The organism is Streptomyces sp. (genome assembly GCF_031178505.1).
In the GTDB taxonomy this organism is placed as follows: Bacteria; Actinomycetota; Actinomycetes; order Streptomycetales; family Streptomycetaceae; genus Streptomyces; species Streptomyces gulbargensis.
Genome location: NZ_JAPSIW010000683.1, coordinates 1 through 3,819 on the forward strand (window position 1 = coordinate 1; position 3,819 = coordinate 3,819).

A 3,819-nucleotide genomic window follows, 5' to 3' on the forward strand; every position below is an offset into this window, starting at 1 on the left:
GGCCCTCCTCCCCAGCGACTGCGGGCGGGACGTGGACCCGACCGGCGAACTCACGGCTGCCCGCATCGCCGATCTGGCGTACGCGGTGAGGACCATCAAGGCCAAGGCCCGCACCGCCGTCTATCTCGACGCGGGCAACGTCCTGTGGCGGCCCGTCGGCACGATGGCCCAGCGCCTGCTCGACGCCGGTGTCCGGGACAGTGACGGCTTCGCCCTCAACGTGTCCAACACCCACCCCACGGAGCACAACGCGCGCTACGGCACCTGGATCGCGAAGTGCATGTGGTTCGCCACCGAAGGGCCCGAGCACGCCCGCGGCCGCACGGACTGGTGCGCCACCCAGTACTACTCGCCGGCCGCGCCCAACGACGGCGCCCCCGGCAACGCGGTCGACTCCGCCGACCCCGCCACCTGGCGCTGGACCGACGCCTGGTTCGACCGGAGCGTGGGCACCCCGCCGGACGACGCGCTGCGCCACTTCGTCATCGACACCAGCCGCAACGGCCTGGGCGCCTGGGTCCCGGAGCCCGGCAAGTACACCGGCGACCCGGAGATCTGGTGCAACGCGCCCGGTCGCGGCCTCGGCCCCCGGCCGACCGCCGACACCGGGGTCCCGCTCGTCGACGCCTACCTGTGGATCAAGATCCCCGGCGAGTCCGACGGCAGCTGCACCCGCAACACCGGCGGCACGATCGACCCCGAGTACGGCATCGTCGATCCGCCGGCCGGCACCTGGTGGCCGGAGCAGGCCCACACCCTCGCCCGCAACGCGGCACCGCGGCTGACCTTCAACCGCTGACCCGCCGAGGGCTGCCCTTCGACCACTGACCGCCGACGGCTGCCCTTCGACCGCCGGTCTTCAGCCGCTGACCTTCACCGCTTCCGCGCCCGGCCCCGGGGGACCGCTCCCCCGGGGCCGGGCGCGGGCGCCGCTCCGGGGCCGTCCGGTCGATGGCGGGGCACGAGGGCGAGGCCCAGGAGGGGGATCGTCGCGAGGAGGAGCCAGGGGGCGGGGCCGTCGTGGTCGAGGAGCGCTCCGATCGGGGCGCCCGCGGCGAGGACGACGAGGCCGGAGAGGGAGGAGAGCGCCCCGGTGGCCAGGCCGATGCGCGTCTCGCCGGTGAGGTCGGGGAGGAGCGCCCGGGTGGCGGGCAGGACCAGCATCTGACCGAGGGTGAGCAGCACGGTGAAGGCGAGGGCCCCCGCCGGGCCGTCGAACGTCCGCAGGACTCCGGTCACGGCGAAGGCGGAGGCGATCAGCAGCAGTCCGGCGCGGATCATGGCCGGGCGGCCGAGCCGGGTCGCGGTGAGCCGTTCGACGGGGGCGGAGCCGACGACCACCAGCACGGAGGAGAGGGCGAAGAGCCAGCCGAGCGCGGCCTGGGAGCCGGTCGCGCGGTCGAGTTCGGCGGGGAGGGCGAGGTAGAGCTGGTTGTAGGCGAGGAGATAGGTGGAGTAGGCGAGGGCGAGGAGCAGGAAGGAGCGGTTGCCGAGGACCGTCCGCCAGGGGGCGCGCGGCTCCGCGTCCGCCGTCGGCGGGGTGCGGCGCGGCAGGAGCTTGGCGTGGGCGGCGAGGACGACGAGGAAGACGCCCGCGCCGGCCAGGCAGGCGGTGCGGAAGTGGCCCGCACCGCCGCCGTACAGCAGGAGCGTGCCGAGGACGGGTCCGAGGAGCGCGCCGGCCTGGCCGCCGGCGGAGAAGCGGGCGAGGGTGTGGGTGCGGCGGGGGCCGCCGTCGCGTTCGGCCCGGAGCGCTTCGCGCGCGATCTCGGACTCCACGGCGGGCGAGAAGAGGGCGGCGGCGAAGCCGACCGTGACCACCGCGCCGATCACGGTCCAGGCGGTGGCGGCGAAGGCGAGCCAGACGAAGCCGGCGGCGCGCAGGGCGCAGCCGACGAGGACGACGGGGCGCGGGCCGTACCGGTCGGTGAGGGCGCCGCCGACGACGAACAGGCCCTGCTGGCTGAAGGTCCGCAGCCCGAGGACGAACCCCACCAGGGCGCCGCCGAGTCCGAGGGTGCCGCCCAGGTGGTCGGCCAGGTAGGGGAGGACGGCGAAGAACCCCACGTTGAAGGCGAACTGGCTGGCGACGAGGAGCCGGGCGAGCGGGGACATGCGTGGGTGCCTTCGGGGTGCTGGGGGAAAGGGTGGTCGGGGTACTGCGGGAGGGGCGGGCGGGGGCGGACGGATGCTGCGGGGGAGGGTGCGCACCCGGGGTCGGACCCCAATGGTTGAGAATTCACCCACCCGAGTAAAGTTCGGTAAGCCTACCCTTATAGCCTGCTGTCACCCGGGGCTCCTCCCCCTCCCCCGGACGCTTGCCCCCGCTCATTCGACAGGACCTCCCCATGCGCACCACCACCCGCGGGCTCCTCACCGCCCTCGCCCTCACTCCCCTGCTGGCCGGCTGTTTCGCGCCGAGCCAGAACTCCGGCGGGGCCGCCGGCGGCGGGCAGGAGGACGCGGCGCACCGGCTGCGGGTCGCCCTCGCCGTGCCGCCGGTCAAGGCCCTCTCCCCGTACAGCAACGACGCCACCGTGCTGAACAAGCTGTCGGTCGCGGAGGGGCTCACCGCCCTGGACGCCGAGGGCGCCGCCGCCCCCGCGCTGGCCACGTCCTGGAAGCGGGACTCCGCCACCGCCTGGACCTTCGAGCTGCGCCGGGCGACCTTCCAGGACGGCACGCCGGTCACCGCGCGGGCCGTGGTCAACGCCCTCGCCCACGCCGGCCAGGCCACGCCCAAGCCGCGCGTGCTCAGCGACGTGGACCTGACCGCGCGCGCGGTCGACGCCGACACCGTGACGCTCACCACCAGGAGCCCCGACCCCGTCCTGCCGCTCCGGCTCGCCAGCCCGGCCCTCGCGATCCTGTCGGCGAAGGCGTACGCGGCGGACGGCACCGTGACCCCGGTCGGCACCGGCACCGGCCCGTTCCGCATCACCCGGCTCACCGGCAAGACCAAGGCCACGCTGGACCGGTACGACGGCTACTGGGGCGGCAAGGCGAAGTCCGCCGGCGTCGACGTGACCTGGATCGCCGACGGCACCGCCCGCGCCAACGCCCTGCGCTCCGACGACGTCGACATCGCCGAGTGGATCCCCACCGCCCAGGCGAAGCTCCTGGACGAGGGGACCCGCCACGAGGTGCCCTCCGTGCGCACCGACAGCCTGATCCTCAACACCGGCGGCGGTCTCTTCACCGACAGCGGTCTGCGCGCGGCGGCCCGGGAGGCCGTGGACGGCTCCGCCCTCGTCGGCTCCGTCTTCGGCGGCTACGCCGACCCGGCCCAGGGCCTGTTCGGTCCCGCCGTCCCCTGGGCCGCCGAGCGGCGCGTCGCGGTGACCGGCCGCGCCCCGGCCGCGACGCCGGACCAGGTGAAGGCCGCGACCGCGGGCCGGACGCTGCGTCTGGCCACGTACACCAACCGCGCCGAACTGCCCGAGGCGGCGAGCGTGCTCCAGCAGCAGCTGGAGAAGGCCGGGTTCACGGTGAAGCAGGACGTCCGCGAGTACACGCAGATGGAGGCCGACCTGCTCGCCGGGAAGTACGACGCCCTCGTCTTCTCCCGGGTCACCCTGCTCGACACCGGTGACGCCGTCTCCTACCTCGCCAGCGACTTCACCGGCACCGGCGTCTACAACATCGCCGGGCTGAAGGACCCCGCGGTCGACCGGGCCGTCCGCGCCGCCGCAGAGGAGAGCGACATGGCGCAGCGCCAGCGGAAGGTCATGGCGGCCGAGGCGGCGATCCTGCGGACGGACGCGGTCGTGCCGCTCGTCCACGAGAAGGTCGTCCAGGGCATCGCCGCCGGTGTCGAGG

General features: G+C 74.9%; 3 protein-coding genes. 2 read left to right on the forward strand and 1 reads right to left on the reverse strand.

Annotated features, from left to right (window positions below; all coding sequences use genetic code 11):
• Positions 1-799 (forward strand): glycoside hydrolase family 6 protein (locus RIF68_RS30415; protein ID WP_309054493.1); only part of this gene is annotated, 799 nt, incomplete at its 5' end.
• A gap of 74 nt (positions 800-873) precedes the next feature.
• On the opposite strand, the gene RIF68_RS30420 is transcribed toward RIF68_RS30415, so the two are convergent.
• Complete coding sequence (locus RIF68_RS30420) at positions 874-2,115, reverse strand: MFS transporter (RefSeq protein ID WP_309054494.1); 1,242 nt, start codon at positions 2,113-2,115, stop codon at positions 874-876.
• 233 nt (positions 2,116-2,348) lie between these two features.
• Between RIF68_RS30420 and RIF68_RS30425 the strand changes: the two genes are divergently transcribed.
• A partial coding sequence (locus tag RIF68_RS30425; protein WP_309054495.1) for an ABC transporter substrate-binding protein occupies positions 2,349-3,819 on the forward strand: 1,471 nt, incomplete at its 3' end.

Excerpts from the sequence above, each read along its gene's own strand:
- RIF68_RS30420 (WP_309054494.1), bottom strand. The coding sequence starts at position 2,115 with ATGTCCCCGCTCGCCCGGCTCCTCGTCGCCAGCCAGTTCGCCTTCAAC.